This window comes from Planococcus maritimus, assembly GCF_001687625.2.
Lineage (GTDB): Bacteria > Bacillota > Bacilli > Bacillales_A > Planococcaceae > Planococcus > Planococcus maritimus.
Genome location: NZ_CP016538.2, coordinates 2,914,223 through 2,930,767, shown reverse-complemented (window position 1 = coordinate 2,930,767; position 16,545 = coordinate 2,914,223). Strand labels below are relative to the sequence as shown.

14 protein-coding genes and 1 riboswitch are annotated in these 16,545 nt (G+C 49.0%); of the genes, 12 read left to right on the top strand and 2 right to left on the bottom strand.

Features of this window, described 5'->3' with window-relative positions; all coding sequences use genetic code 11:
* Window positions 1–378: 378 nt before the first annotated feature.
* The 3 genes from BBI11_RS14490 to BBI11_RS14480 all read left to right on the top strand — a co-directional run bounded on the left by BBI11_RS14490 (window position 379) and on the right by BBI11_RS14480 (window position 2,971).
* A complete protein-coding gene (locus tag BBI11_RS14490; RefSeq protein WP_237150286.1) occupies window positions 379–1,284 on the top strand; it encodes an SDR family NAD(P)-dependent oxidoreductase in 906 nt (301 codons plus the stop codon).
* 17 nt (window positions 1,285–1,301) lie between these two features.
* Window positions 1,302–2,189 carry an SDR family NAD(P)-dependent oxidoreductase gene (locus BBI11_RS14485; RefSeq protein WP_068465003.1) on the top strand — a complete coding sequence of 296 codons (888 nt, stop codon included), beginning with the start codon at window positions 1,302–1,304 and terminating at the stop codon, window positions 2,187–2,189.
* A 131-nt stretch (window positions 2,190–2,320) separates the two neighbouring features.
* Window positions 2,321–2,971: a Yip1 family protein gene (locus BBI11_RS14480; protein ID WP_208597157.1), complete on the top strand. Its 651-nt coding sequence runs from the start codon at window positions 2,321–2,323 to the stop codon at window positions 2,969–2,971.
* Between the two features lie 118 nt (window positions 2,972–3,089).
* On the opposite strand, the gene BBI11_RS14475 is transcribed toward BBI11_RS14480, so the two are convergent.
* The gene (locus tag BBI11_RS14475; protein ID WP_068464996.1) at window positions 3,090–3,494 is read right to left on the bottom strand and encodes a YflT domain-containing protein; all 405 of its coding nucleotides are present in this window, start codon (window positions 3,492–3,494) and stop codon (window positions 3,090–3,092) included.
* Between the two features lie 276 nt (window positions 3,495–3,770).
* Here BBI11_RS14475 and BBI11_RS14470 point away from each other — a divergent pair, with 276 nt between their 5' ends.
* Complete coding sequence (locus tag BBI11_RS14470) at window positions 3,771–4,796, top strand: cell wall-binding repeat-containing protein (protein WP_083389114.1); 1,026 nt, start codon at window positions 3,771–3,773, stop codon at window positions 4,794–4,796.
* Window positions 4,797–4,922: 126 nt separating this feature from the next.
* Complete coding sequence (locus BBI11_RS14465) at window positions 4,923–5,759, top strand: STAS domain-containing protein (RefSeq protein ID WP_068464990.1); 837 nt, start codon at window positions 4,923–4,925, stop codon at window positions 5,757–5,759.
* Window positions 5,760–5,803: 44 nt separating this feature from the next.
* On the opposite strand, the gene dapA is transcribed toward BBI11_RS14465, so the two are convergent.
* A complete protein-coding gene (gene dapA / locus BBI11_RS14460) occupies window positions 5,804–6,694 on the bottom strand; it encodes a 4-hydroxy-tetrahydrodipicolinate synthase (protein ID WP_068464987.1) in 891 nt (296 codons plus the stop codon).
* A 126-nt stretch (window positions 6,695–6,820) separates the two neighbouring features.
* Window positions 6,821–6,999: riboswitch (Lysine riboswitch) on the bottom strand.
* Window positions 7,000–7,151: 152 nt separating this feature from the next.
* On the opposite strand from dapA, the gene BBI11_RS14455 reads away from it, so the two are divergent.
* The 7 genes from BBI11_RS14455 to BBI11_RS14425 all read left to right on the top strand — a co-directional run bounded on the left by BBI11_RS14455 (window position 7,152) and on the right by BBI11_RS14425 (window position 16,404).
* Window positions 7,152–7,748 (top strand): class I SAM-dependent methyltransferase, encoded by a 597-nt coding sequence (locus tag BBI11_RS14455; RefSeq protein WP_068464984.1) that lies wholly within the window; start codon window positions 7,152–7,154, stop codon window positions 7,746–7,748.
* Window positions 7,749–7,807: 59 nt separating this feature from the next.
* Entirely contained in the window at window positions 7,808–8,653 is an 846-nt protein-coding gene (gene ypfJ, locus BBI11_RS14450; RefSeq protein ID WP_068464980.1) for a KPN_02809 family neutral zinc metallopeptidase, read from the top strand.
* 127 nt (window positions 8,654–8,780) lie between these two features.
* On the top strand, window positions 8,781–9,947 hold the full coding sequence (locus tag BBI11_RS14445) for a TraB/GumN family protein (protein ID WP_068465825.1): 1,167 nt from the start codon (window positions 8,781–8,783) through the stop codon (window positions 9,945–9,947).
* Between the two features lie 150 nt (window positions 9,948–10,097).
* Window positions 10,098–10,343: a hypothetical protein gene (locus tag BBI11_RS14440; RefSeq protein WP_068464976.1), complete on the top strand. Its 246-nt coding sequence runs from the start codon at window positions 10,098–10,100 to the stop codon at window positions 10,341–10,343.
* Window positions 10,344–10,450: 107 nt separating this feature from the next.
* Window positions 10,451–13,543: an efflux RND transporter permease subunit gene (locus tag BBI11_RS14435; RefSeq protein WP_068464974.1), complete on the top strand. Its 3,093-nt coding sequence runs from the start codon at window positions 10,451–10,453 to the stop codon at window positions 13,541–13,543.
* Between the two features lie 171 nt (window positions 13,544–13,714).
* A complete protein-coding gene (locus tag BBI11_RS14430; protein WP_237150353.1) occupies window positions 13,715–15,064 on the top strand; it encodes a DHA2 family efflux MFS transporter permease subunit in 1,350 nt (449 codons plus the stop codon).
* A 128-nt stretch (window positions 15,065–15,192) separates the two neighbouring features.
* Window positions 15,193–16,404, top strand: a complete 1,212-nt coding sequence (locus tag BBI11_RS14425) for a NupC/NupG family nucleoside CNT transporter (protein WP_068464967.1) — start codon at window positions 15,193–15,195, stop codon at window positions 16,402–16,404.
* Window positions 16,405–16,545 lie beyond the last annotated feature (141 nt).

The following is a 16,545-nucleotide window of genomic DNA, read 5'->3' as shown; positions in this document are numbered from 1 at the left end:
CCTCCTCAGCCGCTTCGCGTCTTGCGGGGTCTCGGTCGTCTCGCTGATCCACAGGAGTCGAGCGAACGCTTCTCCAAATACTTAGAGTGGTCATTGATTGTTGGACATAGAGAAAGGTTCGCTCTTTCATAATTGAGAGCGAACTATGGACTTCTTCAACACTCTGGAGAGCAGCACTTATACAAGTGCTGCTCTTTTTGTATGGGAAACTTTCGGTCAAACCCTCTCCTTTCGTAGGTGTTTAGGTAGAGGTGTGATTCTTGTATCCGTACCTTTAGAACTGTTCTTCTCAAGCACTGCCATAAATGGTTTTCTGAATATTTAAAAAGGGTATTTATAGATAAAACTCTGTACTTTTCTAAGAAGGAGGCGGGTACTGTGGGGGCAAACACTTCAATGCGTGGAAAAGTTGTAGTCATTACCGGAGCGTCAAGTGGAATCGGCCGTGGGTTGGCTGAGCGCTTAGCGGGAGAAGGGGCGAAATTGGTCATTGCTGCCCGCAGGACGCGATTGATCGAGGAACTGGCAGGCGTACTGGGTCCATTGGTCGTTCCTGTAACCGCAGACGTCAGTCATGCAAAAGATGTCGAAAGTTTGCATAGAGCGGCGGTAAACAATTTTGGCAGCATCGATGTGTGGATCAATAACGCTGGAACCGGTGTCTACGGTCCATTTACCAACACGCCGCTGCGCGATTTGAATCGCATAGTCGAAGTCAATATGCTGGGCACTATGTACGGCAGCCATTTTGCGTTGCGCCGATTCAGGGAGCAGAAGTACGGCACCTTGATTAATGTTTCGTCATTTGCAAGCAAAATACCGATGCCCTATGGAGCTGCTTATACCGGCAGTAAATTTGGCGTCAGCGGCTTGTCGGATGGCTTGTATGAAGAGCTTCGGCTGGAAGATTTTCCGGATATTCATGTCTGCTCCATCGACCCTTGGGTCACGGACACTCCATGGACAGAACATGCAGCTAATTATTCTGGGCATGAGATAGTGGTCGGTCCGCCGGATGACCCGGTCAAAGTAATCGAAGCCATTCTCGGCTTGATTGATGAACCGAGAAAAAACTTGGAAGTTGGCAAAGGGAAAGCAGCGGCTATTTTTGGGCAGCTTGTGCCAACCCTTTCGAAGGGGCTCAGCGGACAGGAATTAAAAGAAATGATCGAATCGGCTCCGGCAGCGGGGCTGACTTCTGGCAACCTGCATGAGCCGGTTGAGGAAGGGCGTGCGGTTTCGGGAGATTTGCGTGAGCGTTTTGAACAACAAGAAGAGCTGTGAAGAAAGGAGGAGGCGACATGGCACAGGAAAAATCACGGCGCGGCCAGACAATCGTTATCACCGGTGCCTCCAGTGGGCTCGGCAAGGAAGTGGCAAGGCAATTGGCTATGGACGGGGCCAACTTAGTCCTGGCAGCACGCAGCACCGGCTTGATCGAAGCGCTTGCTTGTGAACTCGGGCCAAATGCCATTGCCGTAACGATGGATGTCAGTCGTGAAGCGGATGTCGCTTGGTTGTTTGAGGAAGCCTTGACCAGTTTTGGGAAAATCGATGTATGGATTAATAATGCAGGTGTGGGAGTGATTGGCCCGTTCACATCTATTCCGCTTGAAGATCTCACGCGCATGGTGGAAGTGAACGTCAAAGGAACAGTCAACGGCAGTCATTTTGCGCTTCGCCATTTTAAAGAAATCGGCAGCGGCACCTTGATCAATATTGGCTCGGTAGCGAGTGATGTCTCTTTTCCCTATTTTACCGGCTACAGCGCCAGCAAGCATGCCGTTCTGGGTTTCAGTTCAGCGCTCAATGAAGAAATGAAACTCGAAGGCTACCACAACATCCATGTTTGTTCGGTGCTCCCGTGGGCAACAGATACACCGTGGTTCGAATATGCAGGGAATTATTCAGGGAAAGTCGTCGATATGAAGTCGATGAACGATCCCCGGCAAGCAGCTAAAGTGATCCTTGACTTGATCGATGAGCCGAGAGAAGTAGTGGAAGTGGGCAAACGAATGAAAACCGTGCGCTTATTGTCACGAATGGCACCGAAAGTAAGGGAGAGACGTTCAGTGCGTTTCATTAGGGTCAATCTTGAAAATTTGCCGCCTGAAGCGGCGCATAGTGGAATTCTGCATGAATCGACAGAGGAAAGGGAGAAACCTCCCGGCGATCACCGAAAAGCTTAGGCAAGTGTGCCTGAGCTTTTTTTATAGGAGCAGAATCTATTCTTCCAGTTGTTTACAAGAATAGTGGAATATGATTAGATGGAAATATAAGGGGGAAGTGCTCATGAATATTACAGAAAAAGAACATCAGGGTGGTCGATGGCATGCGTGAAGCGACTGAATACACTCAATTAAATCCGTTTACGGCTATTTGGACACGTCCGCGCGAGACCGTCCGCTATGTTATTGAAGAAAAGCGGACAAGTTTTATTATCATTCTGCTCATTTTGACTGGTTTTGCAGGGGGACTTTCGGGTGCGTCGAGTGAGGAACAAATCTTTTCTGCAGTGACGGTCATCCTCGGATCTTTGTTTTTAGGACCCCTTGCTATCTTAGTTGGGATTTCGATTGCTTCCGGCATTTATCTTTTGTTCGGCAAATTGTTCGGCGGGGTCGGGACTTATACGGAAATGTTTCGGGCAGTCACCACCTCAAGCATTCCGCAAATTTGGCTTTTGCCGATGTGGCTGATTTGGCTCCTGGCATCACCAGCAACATTTTATATGGAAAATGACCCTCTCCAGACACAAGCGGATACGGGTATCGGCATGGTAATTGGTTTTATACTTCTAGCCGCTTCGTCTATCGTCGCAGTTTGGACCTTCGTCATTCAATGCAAGGCAGTGGGAGAAGCGCATCGATTTTCAGCGTGGAAAGGGTTTTTCGTAATCGTGATTCCTTCTTTTCTACTAGCTGTTGTCGTTATATTTTTCTTAGTGGCCATCTTGTTTACGACATTTTAAAGGAAAGCAAAAAAAGCGATTCCGTATATTTTCGGAATCGCTTTTTGTGTTCATTCTAAAACTTTTCATTTCATTTTGGATGGGCGAGAAACACGCTTTGTGAATATTTCCCTTTTATTCAGGCGTTTTCGTCCTGTTCCTTGCCAGTCAATTTCGCCGCTGCAGCCTCAAAGTTCCGGTAGTTCATGCCGTATTCGCTATCGACGTAAAGAACGAGCTTGCCGTTTTGGATCTGCTGATAATATTGTTCCGCTTCCGCATCAGAGAGCCCCATTTGAATGAGCGCATCTTTCGTTGGGTCTTCCCCGGAAATAAACGATTTGAACTTATCCATGAAGTCGCCTTCATCCGTATTCAATTGGACATCTGTCTGGCCTTGTACCATCTGTAGCTGTTGGCCGTTCAATGCGACGACGTACATGTCTTGTTCTCTATATCCCTGTGCTTTCAATTCTCCGATTTCGTGAATCACTTCCGCCTGCACATCGAATGTACCGATCATTTTGTGGCCGTGTTTTTGCATCCTTGTATCCTCCTGTAAGGTCATTTTTAACCGTCGCTTCTTTATGGCTTATGTACCCGGAAAGCGAGAATCGATAAACCTTCAGCTTATTTTGCCTTGGAAGAGCTTAGCAATAAACACTTTTCCTTTCGGGAGAAGAAAGTACGAAGTTGCAAAAAGCTTATTGAAATGAAAAAAGTAGAAAAGCATTTGTGCCTAGTAATAAAAATTTTTGTAAACCTATTGTAATGTTCGTAAAATATCATATAATTGGAAAAGAAATGAATACATTACAGAATGGGGAAACGATTAACGATGACTTATAGCAAAGTTTTAACGACTGCAGCATTGACTGCAGCTTTGGCTCTTGGAGCAGTTTTACCGACTAGCGCAGCTTCTGCAGCCACATTGACGGAAGACAATTCAGAACGCATTTTCGGCAGCGACCGTTACCAGACAAGCTTGGAAGTTTCTTTTTCCGGCTGGGACGATGACAGTGTTGGAACAGTAGTAGTTGCGACTGGCGCCGATTTCCCGGATGCTTTAGCTGCAGCACCGCTGGCAGGTCTTCATTATTCACCTTTGCTTTTGACGAAAAAGGATTCATTGCCTGAAGGATTTGCAGCTGAGTTGAAGCGATTGGGTGCGGATAACGTTATCCTAGTCGGCGGAACTGGTGCTATTTCTGACAAAGTCCAAACTCAAATCAAGAATCTTGGCGTAAAAGTGGATCGTATCAGCGGCAAGACGCGTTACGAAACTGCTGTTAGCATCGCAGAAGAAGTAGGCATGGGAGACACGCTTTACGTGGCTACAGGCGCAAACTTCGCAGATTCATTGTCCGTTTCCCCATCAGCAGCGCTTTTCGCAGATCCAATCCTTCTTGTGCCGGCAACTGGCGCGGTTCCAACAGTCGTTGCGGATTACATTGAAGAAAACCAGCCGGAATGGCCGCTTATCGTTGGTGGTAAGAGCGCAGTAGGACCGGCAGTTGAAGAGTTGTTCGAAGAAGAGCCGATTCGTTTCGCAGGTGCGACTCGTTATGAGACAAACCAACAATTTAACGAATTTGCTTTGGAAAACGAATTCGTTGTAAATCCAAATGAGATCTTTATTGCAACTGGCACCAATTATCCGGATGCATTGTCAGGAAGTTCTTTAGCTGCTTTGTATGGCGGGCCTTTGGTCTTAACGGCTAAAACACCAACAGCCGCTTCTAAAGAGCAAATTCAAGACTTTAGCACGAAGTATTCCTACTACACGATCTTAGGCGGCGAAGGGGCCGTTTCATCTGATACATTGAAAAAATTGTTCGCTAAATAATATTTTAAAAATGCCTGCCATCCGGCGGGTATTTTTTATGCAATAAAAGACTATTCAGGTATAAGACATTGGGTATAATGAATCTATCGAAAGAAATAAAGCTGTCAGCAACTAACGGAGGTAGCCATGGAAAAGGAAATGGTGTTATTCGGTAAACGAGTGGTAGAGGAAAAATATATGATTGCAGGATTGATTCAGGAAGAGCGGCATGCGGACTCATCATTACAAACTTTAGAGAGCAATCAGGAGTTTTCAGCGATGGTATTGGAAGAGCGCGTCCGCTTCATCGATTTGTTGGGGACGTCGATACAGAATAGCTGCTATGAAGAGAAGATTATGGCGGATATGGAAAAATGGGGAACTGCGACCGGCAATTTCTTTTTAGCGCATGGCATGACATTGGACGTGGCGCTTGCGGAAACCGCCTTGTACCGAAAGCACATCGCGACTTTGATTAAAAGCGAAGGCCGCCGCTTAACTATTTCCCCGGAAATAACGTACGATGCAGCAGAACTATTGCATGCACTTTTGGATCACGCGACGTATGCTTATACTCACGCTTACACCACTTCTTATCAACGAAATCTGGCAACCGCGCGTAAGGAGTTTCTGGAATTGTCCGCACCCGTCGTTCCGATTAGTGATTCAGTTGCGATTTTGCCATTAGTCGGCAGCATCGAAATCGACCGGGCGCGTTATATTTTAGAACGAACCTTATTGTCTGCCAGTGAATTGAAAATTAGCACCTTGATTGTCGATTTATCCGGAGTTGTCCGTGTAGATACGATGGTGGCAGAGCAAATTATCAAAATCATCCAGTCGCTTGGGCTGATCGGTGTCGAAGCAGTGCTGACAGGAATCCGGCCGGAAACGGCGCAATCCATGACGGCACTTGGCGTTGATGTGCGCACCTTAAATATCGGGGGCAGCTTGAAACGAGCCTTGGAAAAGATGTATAACTAAAAAAAAGCTTCGCTGCTCCCGAAAAAGGAGCGGCGAAGCTTTTTTTAATTGGTGACGGCGTCTTGTTTCGCGGACGGCAGGAATTGTTGCAGCGTCGCGGTTTCTTCTGCGGTTAAAGCGAGCATCGGCAAGCGTACGCCGCCGACTGGCACTCCCATCAAGTTGAGTGCCGCTTTGACAGGGCTTGGGCTTGGTGCTGCGAACAAAGCTTTCATTGTCGGCAGCAATTGGCGGTGAAGCGCAGCGGCTCCAACCGTATCGCCGGTGCGGAACATTTTGATCATGTCTTGCATGTCATTGCCAATGATATGCGAAGCGACCGACACGATACCGGTTCCGCCAATAGAAAGCATCGGCAAGGTCAAGCTATCATCGCCGCTATAGACAGCGAAGCCAGTGCCAGTGCGTTCGATGATTTCAGAAGCAGCATCCAAATCACCGCTTGCTTCTTTAACGCTGGTGATATTGTCGATGAGCGACAGGCGGACGATGGTATCGACCGATAGATTGACAACACTGCGGCCTGGGATGTTGTAAAGCATGACCGGAAGCGTCGTCGCACTTGCGATCGCTTCAAAATGGCGATACATGCCTTCTTGCGACGGTTTGTTATAGTAAGGAGTGACGAGCATGACACCGTCGACGCCCGCTTGCTCTGCTTGCTCGGTCAAAGCGACCGATGCACGCGTGTTGTTCGAGCCAGTGCCCGCGATGATTTTCGCGCGCCCATCGGCTACGGTAACAACATGGACAAACAATGCCACTTTTTCGTCTATCGACAAAGTCGGCGATTCGCCGGTTGTTCCGGCGACGACGATGCCGTCAGAGCCGTTATTGATCAAATATTCCACAAGATTTGTTGTTGCCTGAAAATCGATTTCACCGTTTGCATCGAATGGCGTCGCCATCGCAGTGATCACTTGACCGAAATTCATAGAGAACACACCCTTTTCTAAGTTTTTTTCAAAAGTTAGAGGTGGGGGCCGGTCCGCAGTAAACAAAAAGGCAGCAACGGGGGCCCGTTGCTGCCGTTAGAAACAATGTTTACCCATCGTTCCTGTTCGTCAGATAGCCCTCCATATAGTTTCCTATATGACAGTCCGGCACTTCTTCAGTGCAGAACCAGCGCACAGGAATATGAGCATCCTGCCGCTTCGGCAAATCCCCCTTTCGGCAACCGTCCTAAGAGCCCATACTCCTCGGGTTGCGTACTGATGGTTTTTGCGCCTCTATCCTCGCTCCGCTAAGGAAGCAAGAAATTATTGAATTAGCTGTAATATAACAGAAAGAAATGGGAATGGCAAGTAGAAATGCGTTTTTTATTTTGTAATATGTGGGAAATTTAGGTATAAACCTTGAATATGAGTTGATGTATAAAAGGGAGGCATTCAAATGAATGATCAGCAAATGGACCGTCAATTGAATATCCAAACGGGCGGCGAACAAATGGGCTTTAACGCGTCGATGCATGAGCACCGTTTCGAAGTGACGCCTTATGCCTGGCTAGCTCGATTATTCCGTGCGCATCCGCTGAAAGGCAGCGGCAGGCTGGTTGACTTCGGGAGTGGCAAAGGACGCTTGAATTTTTTGGCGCACCATCTGTTTGGGACGCCGTCGGCAGGAGTGGAAGTCGACCCATCGCTGCACGAGGCTTCGCTTCGGAACTTGAAAAATTATAAAGGAAACCCGGACATCGAGTTCATCAATGGCTATGCGCAAAACTATGAGGTACAGCCGGAAGATCGCTGGTTTTATTTTTTCAATCCATTTTCCGATCCGGTTTTTATGACGGTGATAGACAGGATTTTGGCGTCTGTGGCGGAGCATCCACGGGAAATCGTCGTGATGTTATTTTATCCATCGGTCGAGTATACCGACTTTCTCGAACGACGTACCGCTTTTGAATGGACCGGCGACATCGAGCTGCCAGTAGAGACGGAAGATCCGCGCGAGCGGTTTCTGATTTACCGGTTGCCGAAGTGGGATTGAATCTTCCGCTGAAACGGGTATAGCTTTATTAAAATGAAAGCGGAAAGAGGGTTTCGGTTATGAAATGGAAAGGGCGAGCGGGCAGTAAAAATGTAGAGGACAGGAGAGGGCGCGGTGTCGGCGGACCGGTTCTTGCCGGCGGCGGAATTGGCGGCTTGCTGATTGTCTTGTTGATCACATTTCTCGGGGGTGACCCGGGGGCGATCCTTGGCGGCGAGGGCGGAGGGGATTCTAACTCCGAACCATATGTGGCGAGTGAGCGGGAAGAAGAACTTGCCGATTTCGTATCGGTCGTTCTCGCGGATACAGAAGAGGTTTGGGCAGAAGTATTTGCTGAAGAAGGCATGGAGTATGTCGAGCCGACTTTGGTGCTGTTTTCTGGGAGTGTCCAGTCAGCTTGTGGCATGGCAGGTGCTGCGACAGGGCCGTTTTATTGCCCGGCGGATTCCAAATTGTATATCGACTTAAGTTTTTATGACGAATTAGAGCGCCAGTTCAATGCGCCCGGTGATTTTGCGATGGCGTATGTCGTAGCACATGAAGTCGGCCACCATGTGCAGAATCTGCTCGGTGTGCTTGGAGACGTGCAGCAGGCGCGTAATCAGCTAAGCGAGACGGAATACAACCAATTGCAAGTGCGTCTGGAGTTGCAGGCGGATTATTTATCGGGCGTCTGGGCACATCATGCTCAAGGCATGGGCTATTTGGAAGAAGGCGATCTAGAAGAAGCCTTGACTGCAGCGAGTGCAGTTGGCGATGATACGATCCAGAAGCGGACGCGCGGCTATGCCGTTCCGGAAAGCTTTACGCACGGTACTTCGGAGCAGCGCAAAGAATGGTTCTATAAAGGCTTTCAAGCAGGTGATCTCAATAGCGGCAATACCTTTGACGCCCCGGAATTATAAGCTTTCGAAAAGATTGATATTTTGCGCTTAGTGATTCATTATAAAGAATAGACAGTCTTTTTCATCATGAAAAAATGAAGAAGAAATCCTATTCTATGAAGGAAGTACACTCATGACAGAAGAGCTAATGACAGAAGACAATATTACCCGTCTTGAAGTGGACGGCAAGCAAGTGATTTTGATCGGCACTGCGCACGTATCCAAGCGGAGTGCTGAGCAAGTAAAAGAAGTGGTCGAGCGCGAACGTCCGGATTCAGTGTGCATTGAACTCGATGCGCAGCGCTATGAATCGGTAACGCAGGATAAGAAATGGAAAGAGACCGATATTTTCAAGATCATCAAAGACAAGAAAGCCAGTTTGCTGTTGATGAACTTGGCGATTTCCTCGTTTCAGAATCGCCTGGCTGACCAGTTCGGCATCAAGCCTGGGTCTGAAATGATCCAAGGTATCCGTTCAGCAGAAGAAACCGGGGCGGAACTCGTGCTCGCTGACCGCAATATCCAAGTGACGTTTTCCCGCATCTGGGGCGGTATTGGGTTGATGGGCAAGGTCCAGCTGATTTCTTCAGTGTTTTTCAGCATTTTCAGCAAGGAATCGATCTCTGAAGAAGAACTCGAAAAGATGAAACAGCAAGATACCTTGAATGCCGTCATGGACGATTTCACCAAAGCCTTTCCGCGAATCAAAAAGCCGCTCATCGATGAACGCGACCAGTATTTGGCGCAAAAAATCAAAGAGGCTCCCGGCCAAAAGATAGTGGCGGTACTTGGGGCGGCGCATATTCCGGGCATTACGCAAGAAATTTACCGTGATCAAGATTTGAAAGCACTCAATGAAGTGCCGAAAAAATCGAACTGGCCGAAAATCATCGGCTGGGCGATTCCGATAATGATCTTGTCGATTATTGCCTATACGTTCTATGCCAACCCGGCAGCGGGCTTTGACCAAGCCATCAGCTGGATTCTTTGGAACGGCACGCTGGCTGCCATCGGTTCTGCGGTCGCATTCGGCCATCCGCTCGCGATTCTCACCGCCTTTGTCGCCGCGCCGATCTCCTCGCTCAATCCGCTCGTTGCGGCCGGTTGGTTTTCCGGGCTGACACAAGCGTTTGTGCGCCGCCCGAATGTCGGCGATTTCGATACTTTGTCGAAGGACGTCTTCACGGTGAAAGGCTTTTGGGACAATAAAGTGACCCGCGTATTGCTGGTCATCGTCTTGACCAACCTCGGCAGTTCACTCGGCACATTTATCGGCGGAGCCGACGTGCTGCGTTTGTTTTTCGAAAACTTATAATTGGATTTTTAGAGCTTCTGCGGGACATCCCGCGGAAGCTTTTTATTTCCGGATATTCGCATAAAAATGTAAAAAAGCACTCTTGATGAGTGATTTTTATCATAAAAAGGAGTATAACTAAAGTATAAAACCGAACGGAGGCGCATGGAGATGGATTTCCTGCTGATGGGAATCTTGTTGTGGTCACTGGTCATTGCCGCATTGCTGCTCGGATTGTACGGCGTTTGGAAAAGATCATGGAAAGCGTTGTTTTGGGGAGGGGTTGCGTCACTTTTGCCGATGGGCTTAATCTTTATGGGAGATGACAGCTGGGTGTTCAAATTGAGCATCGTGCCGCCTCTTCTGATGTTTATCGGGGCGTACTTCTTTAAACAGCGCCGACCTGAAAAAGTGTGAACGAAAACCGGCCGAAAAAAATCGGCCGGTTTTCAAGTGTTTAAAGTGGTACTTTCTACTCTTCGGTTATACAATAGTTATACAATAATCGGAGGGAGAGAATCCTTATGCACTACATACTTGAACGCAGTAAATTATTCATTTTCTTGATTCTGATCCTCATGTTGGTCGGTGTTTATACATTTCTTACACTGCCACAGCGAGAAATTCCCGAAACGCCTCCAGGGCTCGTGCTGATTTCCACCATTTTGCCTGGCGCAGAGCCGGAAGAAGTGGAAACAAGCATTACCAACCCGATTGAGAGGCAATTGCAAAGCATCGATGGCATCGCGTCGATGAATTCCATCTCAGCGAATTCGGCTTCTATTATCACGCTGGAAATTGAAGATGGCATCGAACCGGATGGCTTAATCAATTCAATTCAACAACAGGCACAGCGCGCTGCCGGCAGTTTCCCGGACCAGGCGCAGGACATCAGTGTCGAGAAGCTGGATCTGACTTTCCCGCTGGTCTCCTACATGTTCTCCGGGGATGAAGCGGAATTGGCTGAACTCGAAGAGCCGCTTGCCAAGCTATCCGATGAAGTAGAAGCAGTATCCGGTGTAGCCGGTACGCAAGTAAAAGGCTTAAACGGAGAGCAAGTCGTCATTGAACTAGATGGTGACGCATTGGCGGAAAACCAATTGCAGCCATTTGAAGTGCTACAAAGCCTGCAGCAGGCCAATCAACCTTTATCGCTTGGCACCCATAGCGACGGCGAGCAGCAATTCGTCTTGACCGTCCAGCAAGGTCAAGGCATTGAGAAACTGCGCGAACTGCAGGTCGGCCAGACTGCCGTGCCGCTTGCAGACGTGGCGTCGGTCGAACTGACTGAAGTGCAGGCTGACGATATTGTCACCTTTGAAGGCGAGTCGTCCGTTTCTTATACAGTCTTTTTGCAAACTGGACAAGATGTGCCATCTGTCGATGATCGCGTCAGCGAAGTGATTGATGGCTTTAACGAAGACTTGCCTGCTGGCATTTCAGCTGAACGTTATGTGTCTCAAGCAGAAAACGTCAATGAAATTTTCAGCACGCTTTATATTTCCCTATTAATTGCGGTACTCGCGGTCTTGATCGTGACAACTGCAGGACTTACGCTGTACGGCGCATTTGCCGTAGCGTTAACGGTCCTGGCATCGGTCTTGATTGGGCTGATTCCGATCCCATCGCTCGGCGTCGATTTGAACCAAATCTCGGTTATTGGCTTGATCATTGCCATCGGGATATTGGTCGATGACAGCATTGTGGTCAACGACAACATCCAGCGGCGCTACAAGCTTGGCGATAATGCGCTAACGGGGGCCATCAACGGGGTGAAAGAAGTCTATCCGTCGATCGTGTCGTCGAGTTTAGCCATTGTTGTGACGTTTTCTCCACTATTATTGCTATCGGGAGGAAATGGTGCGTTCATCAAAGCCTTGCCGAGTGTCTTGATCACGACTATATTAGCTTCGACGGTCTTATCGATTACACTCGTGCCGATGATGCAATATCTGCGCACGAAGCGCAAAAAACGCAAAATTTCGGATACCCCAGGCTTCCTGGGCAAGCCGCTTGAAAAACTGGCGCAAGTGTATTCCGAAAAAGTATTAAAGGGTGTTTTAAAACATCCTTGGCTGACAGGGGTTGGCGGATTGGTCATTGCGACAGCCTTGCTATCACTGGCACTGTTCACGCCGTTCGAATTTTTCCCTGAAGCAGATCGCGAAGAAGTGACAATGAATGTCCGTCTCGCAGAAGGCACAACTATTGAAGAAACCGATGCATTCATTCAGGAAGTGACTGAAGAAGTCGCTTCTGAAGACGCGGATGTCAACGAAACGGCTGTCTTCACAGGGGAAGGCTTGCCAAATCTCTTTGCCGCGTCCATGGACAACACAGGCGCTAATACGGGCCAAGTGGCATTCCGTATCGACCGTGAAGCGACTTCCGCTTCTGCGTTTATCGATAAATGGCAGCCAGAGCTTCGCGAACGTTACCCGGATGCGGAAATCTTCCTCGATACGATTGTCCAAGGCCCGCCAGTCGGCGCACCAGTGACCGTAACGGCGACAGGTGAAGACATCAACGAACTCGCCGCACTCCGTGACACGCTTGAAGAAGAGATGCTCGCAAACGGTGCGAGTGTTGTAACTGATAACCTCGGGGCTGCGGTACCGGCGATTGAATATGTGCCGGAACAGCAAATGCTTGAAGACAACGGCATCGCCTTATCGACCGTTACCAATCAATTGCAGCTATTGACGCAAGGCGTGCCGCTTTATACCTTGTATGAAGGCCAGACCCCTTATCAAGTCATCTTGAAACAAGCGGGTATTACAGAAGGCGAAACCATCGACCTCTCTGCGTTCAGCTTGCCGGCCTCGTCTGCCGCAAGCGATGAAGAAGCGCAAGACGGTGAAGCGGGGCCCCCAGCTGCCGCACAGCCAGGTCCGCCTGAACTGATCGCATTAGACGAACTACTCACGGCACAGGAGACGACGACACTTGCACAAGTGCCGCATCAATCCGGAGACCGTGCCATCACGCTTCGTGCGTTCGGTGAAGCCGATGACTTTGAAGCGCAAATGCTTGAAATCGTCGACAACGCTCGCGCCGATTTACCGGCCGGCTACGAATTGTCGACAGGCGGCGAGAATTCCGATCAGGAAGCATTCTTCGCTGAAATCGGCATCTTGTTCTTAGTCGTCCTATTGCTGGTTTATCTTGTCATCGCCTTCCAGTTCAAGTCGTTTGGCCTGCCATTCCTTGTCCTGATTGCTGTATACCTCGGCATCTCAGGCGCTATCTTGGGCTTGTTCCTGACGCAGACGCCGCTCAGCTTCCTAGGCGTCATGGGAATCGTCTCCTTGACGGGGATTGTCGTTCGAAACGCAGTGGTACTAATCGACTTTGTCGAAGTGCGACGCCTGACAGGAGATTTCAATATTAAAGAAGCAATCATCGAGTCTGGCTATGCGCGCATCAAGCCGATCGTGTTGACCTCTTTGACGTCGATCGTGGCGTTGTTGCCGGTTGCACTTTCTGGCGATCCATTGTTTGAACCGCTGGCCGTGACGATCATTGCGGGTCTCATGTTCTCAGGAATCTTCACGCTCGTCATGATTCCTGCCTTGTATTATCTGTTCAACCGTAAAGGCGAGAAAACAACTGCCTGATGAAAAGCTGCAAGGTCTTCGGACTTTGCAGCTTTTTGTTGTTTGTAGGCAGAGTAAAGCTTGCGTGATGGGGTAAGCAGGAGAGAAAGGGCAATTTTTGAAAAGGGGACGATGCGTTTGCGGACTTTGGACTTAGAAGAAAAATATAGAAAACCGTTGCTCGCGGTATTGATGGCTGGCGTATTTGTAGCGATCCTGAACCAAACGCTGCTCGCCACCGCTTTGCCGCATATTATGAGAGATCTCGATATCACTGCCAATACGGCACAATGGCTGACGACGGTGTTCATGCTCGTCAACGGCGTCATGATACCGATCACTGCTTTTTTAATCAATAAATATACGACACGCCATCTATTCTTTGCTGCGATGGGTTTATTTGCGGCCGGAACGATTATTTGTGCACTGGCGCCTGGCTTTGCAACTTTGATGGTTGGGCGCATCGTTCAAGCATCAGGGGCAGGCATCATGATACCGCTCGCGCAAACTGTGCTGTTCGTCATCTTCCCGATTGAAAAACGAGGACAGGCAATGGGCATGTTCGGATTGATCATTTCCTTCGCGCCGGCGATCGGGCCAACTTTGTCTGGTTATTTGGTCGGCCAGTATCCATGGCGGTCATTATTTTATATCGTCATTCCGATTGCGCTCATTGACTTAGCGTTGGCGTATTTCTTCTTACGCAATGTAACGGAGCGGACTTTCCCAAAAATCGATATCGTCTCGATTATGTTGTCGACGTTAGGATTCGGTGGATTGCTTTATGGCTTCTCAAGTGCTGGGGCAGCCGGATGGGGCAGTATGTCCGTAATTGCCACAATCGGTGTCGGCATGCTGGCTTTAGTGTTTTTCATCCGTCGGCAGGGCAGGCTCAAACAGCCGATTTTGGAATTCCGTGTCTTTAAATATGGCATATTTACTTTATCGACGATACTCAGCATTATCGTGTTCGTCACGATGATCGGCAGTGCGACGATTTTGCCGATCTATATGCAGGATATGCATGGGTTTACGGCACTTGAATCGGGATTGGCATTATTGCCAGGAGCGATCATCATGGGGCTCATGAACCCAATTGCCGGGCGCATCTTCGACAAAGTGGGCGGCAAATGGCTGGCAGTCGCGGGCTTGTCGATTGTGACCGGCTCAACTTTTCAGTTTACAGTCCTGACTTCTGAAACAACATTCGTCTATTTGGCTGTTATGCATGCCATCCGCATGTTAGGGGTTGCACTTGTCATGATGCCGGTAACCACAGCTGGGCTCAACCAATTACCGGATCACCTTATCCCTCATGGCACGGCGATGAGCAATACGATGCGCCAAGTGTCGGGGTCTATCGGTACGGCATTGCTGGTAACGATCATGACCAGCGCCGCGCTCGATCCGGGGCGCTACGGCGTTGAGGGCTTGATTCGAGGGGTCAATATGTCCTTTATGGTGACAGGCGTTTTGAGTGCCATTGGCATCGTTTTAGCATTTTTTATGAAAAATCCAAAGGCCCAGGAACAAGGCAAGTGATAACCGGAAGATGTCACAATATGTGCATTTACTTCTTCTATCAGATTTGGTAAGATGTCTGACGACAGACAATGAATAAGAATGATTTGTTCAATTTCTGATAAAACTACTTTTAATGAGGTGAAGTTGTGAATTTACTATGGGGCATCTTCGGTATCATCGTCGTTCTTGGAATCGCTTTCTTGTTCTCTGATGGCAAAAAATCCATCAAGCCACGGACGATTCTCGGCGGTTTGGCCATACAGCTTACGTTTGCGTTTATGGTACTGGAATGGGAACTTGGCAGACAAGCTTTGCTCAAATTGTCGCAAGGCGTGCAAAACATCATCAATTACGCCGGTGAAGGGATCGCGTTTGTATTCGGTCCTGCAGCTGATACGCAAAACTTTGGTTTCGTCTTCGCGTTCCAAGTGCTGACGATCATCATTTTCTTCTCGTCTTTGATTTCGGTGCTTTATTACTTGAACATCATGCAATTCATTATCCGCTTGCTCGGTGGGGCTTTGGCGAAATTGCTCGGCACGAGTAAAGCGGAATCAATTTCCGCAGCGGCCAATATCTTCGTCGGCCAGACGGAAGCGCCGCTAGTCGTCCGCCCGTTCCTGCCGAATATGACCAAGTCCGAATTGTTCGCGGTCATGACCGGTGGGCTTGCCTCAGTCGCAGGTTCTACGCTCGCAGGGTACGCGCTTCTCGGTGTTCCACTTGAATACTTGCTCGCTGCGAGTTTCATGGCGGCACCTGCCGGCTTGATCATGGCGAAAATCATGATCCCGGAACAAGAAAAAGTGGAAGAAAAAGAGTTTGTCATGGAAAAAGACAAGCAATCAGTCAACGTTGTCGATGCAGCTGCACGCGGGGCTTCAGACGGCCTCCAGCTGGCCTTGAACGTCGGGGCGATGCTTCTTGCGTTTATCGCGTTGATCGCATTGGCAAACGGTGTCCTTGGCGGCATCGGCGGCTGGTTCGGTGCTGAAAACATCACCATCCAAGGCATTCTTGGCTATATCTTCGCGCCGCTCGCGTTTGCAATCGGCGTCCCATGGGAAGAAGCTGTGCAAGCCGGTAGCTTTATCGGACAGAAGCTCGTCTTGAACGAGTTTGTCGCTTACACGGCATTCGCTCCGGAAATCGCGAATTTGTCTCCGAAGACGGTCATCATCGTCAGCTTCGCGCTTTGTGGATTCGCCAACTTCAGCTCACTCGCTATCCTTCTCGGCGGTCTTGGTGCAATGGCGCCAAGCCGTCGCCCGGAAATTGCGCGCCTTGGCATGCGCGCCATTGCAGCCGGTATGCTTGCGTCTCTATTGAGTGCAGCAATCGCTGGGATGTTCGTTTAAGCAAGCGCTCGTTGTTTGAGCAAATCAAAACCACTCGTTTCCTTGTTCATCTAATGAGATGGACAAGGGAACAGGTGGTTTTTTTCTTTATTGCAAGCTTCATCGGCTTCTGCATGCTGCCAGCTGCCTTTCAAGAAGAAA

Coding starts and splice junctions, on each gene's coding strand:
- BBI11_RS14445 (WP_068465825.1), top strand. CDS start 8,781: ATGACAGAAGACAATATTACCCGTCTTGAAGTGGACGGCAAGCAAGTG.
- BBI11_RS14485 (WP_068465003.1), top strand. CDS start 1,302: ATGGCACAGGAAAAATCACGGCGCGGCCAGACAATCGTTATCACCGGT.
- BBI11_RS14455 (WP_068464984.1), top strand. CDS start 7,152: ATGAATGATCAGCAAATGGACCGTCAATTGAATATCCAAACGGGCGGC.
- BBI11_RS14440 (WP_068464976.1), top strand. CDS start 10,098: ATGGATTTCCTGCTGATGGGAATCTTGTTGTGGTCACTGGTCATTGCC.
- BBI11_RS14430 (WP_237150353.1), top strand. CDS start 13,715: ATGGCTGGCGTATTTGTAGCGATCCTGAACCAAACGCTGCTCGCCACC.
- BBI11_RS14470 (WP_083389114.1), top strand. CDS start 3,771: ATGGGGAAACGATTAACGATGACTTATAGCAAAGTTTTAACGACTGCA.
- BBI11_RS14475 (WP_068464996.1), bottom strand. CDS start 3,494: ATGCAAAAACACGGCCACAAAATGATCGGTACATTCGATGTGCAGGCG.
- ypfJ (WP_068464980.1), top strand. CDS start 7,808: ATGAAATGGAAAGGGCGAGCGGGCAGTAAAAATGTAGAGGACAGGAGA.
- BBI11_RS14465 (WP_068464990.1), top strand. CDS start 4,923: ATGGAAAAGGAAATGGTGTTATTCGGTAAACGAGTGGTAGAGGAAAAA.
- dapA (WP_068464987.1), bottom strand. CDS start 6,694: ATGAATTTCGGTCAAGTGATCACTGCGATGGCGACGCCATTCGATGCA.
- BBI11_RS14435 (WP_068464974.1), top strand. CDS start 10,451: ATGCACTACATACTTGAACGCAGTAAATTATTCATTTTCTTGATTCTG.